Annotated in this window: 2 protein-coding genes; both read right to left on the bottom strand. The window is 74.1% G+C overall.

The genetic code is table 11. The features are described from left to right. A partial coding sequence (locus tag VR45_RS10265; RefSeq protein WP_199925924.1) for a DEAD/DEAH box helicase occupies positions 1–1,056 on the bottom strand: 1,056 nt, incomplete at its 3' end. 157 nt (positions 1,057–1,213) lie between these two features. Continuing rightward, on the bottom strand, positions 1,214–1,295 hold an 82-nt coding region (locus VR45_RS10260), incomplete at its 5' end, for a cold shock domain-containing protein (protein WP_045939381.1).

The raw sequence follows: 1,295 nt of genomic DNA, 5'->3' as shown, positions 1-1,295 counted from the left end.
GTGGCCGTCGCGGAACTGGTCGAGCACCCGGTTGCGCTGCGGCTGGGACTTGCCGCCGTGCAGGGCGGCGGCCTTCACACCGTTGGCCAGCAGCTGCTTGGCGAGCCGGTCCGCGCCGTGCTTGGTGTGCACGAACATGATCACGCGCCCCTCGCGGGAGGCGATGTGGGCGGTGGTGGACGCCTTGTCCGCCGGATCCAGCTGGAGCAGGTGGTGGTCCATGGTGGTGACCGCGCCGGCCGAGGGGTCCACGGAGTGGGTCACCGGGTCGGTCAGGAAGCGCTTGACCAGTCGGTCGACGTTGCGGTCCAGGGTGGCGGAGAAGAGCATCCGCTGCCCGCCCTCGGCGACCTGCTCCAGCAGCTTGGTGACCTGCGGCAGGAAGCCCATGTCGGCCATCTGGTCGGCCTCGTCGAGCACGGTGATCGCGACATCGGAGAGGTTGACGTCACCGCGACCGATCAGGTCGTCCAGTCGGCCGGGGGTGGCGACCAGGACCTCGGCGCCGCGGCGCACCGCGTTGGCCTGCCGGGTGATCGACATACCGCCGACGACGGTGGCGATCCGCAGGTTGACGGCGGTGGCGTACGGGGTGAGGGCCTCGGTGACCTGCTGGGCCAGCTCGCGGGTGGGCGTCAGCACCAGCGCCAGCGGGTGGCGGGCGTCGGCCCGGCGGCCGGCGGTGCGCGCGAGCAGCGACAGGCCGAAGGCGAGGGTCTTGCCGGAGCCGGTGCGGCCGCGGCCGAGCACGTCGCGCCCGGCGATCGAGTCGGGGAGGGTGGCGGCCTGGATCGGGAACGGCTCGGTGACGCCCTGGCGGGTCAGCGCGCTCAGGAGGCCCTTGGGGAGCTCCAGCTCGGCGAAGCTCGCCGCCGGCGGACGGGCCGGGGTGCCCTCGACCACGGTGAAGTCGGCGGGCTCGGCGACCCGGGGGGCGTTCCGGCGCGGGGGCCGGGAGGAGGCGCCGGTGCGCGGGGCGCCGCCGGTGCGCGGGGCGCCGGTGCGGGGCTTGCGGGAACGGCCGCCGTCGCGGTGCGGCTGGGCAGGGGTGGTCACAGGATCTCCATCCAGAGCGTGACAGCCCCGGGTAAGGGGCTGGTCCGGCCGTCGGAAAGGAGTTCGCCGCCCCGGCCGTTCGGCGGCATGAGCGAGGGCCCGCACCGTGCGGTGCGGGCCCTCGCTACGCGAAATCGCGCGTCAGCGGAGGCTGACGTCAGCCGATGACGCGGATGTTCTCGGCCTGCGGGCCCTTCTGGCCCTGGGTGACGTCGAACTCGACCTTCTGGCCCTCGAGC

It is taken from the genome of Streptomyces sp. NRRL S-495 (genome assembly GCF_000966955.1).
Classification (GTDB): Bacteria; Actinomycetota; Actinomycetes; order Streptomycetales; family Streptomycetaceae; genus Kitasatospora; species Kitasatospora purpeofusca.
The sequence above is the reverse complement of the archived record's forward strand: the minus strand, read 5'-3'. Positions and strand labels throughout refer to the sequence as shown.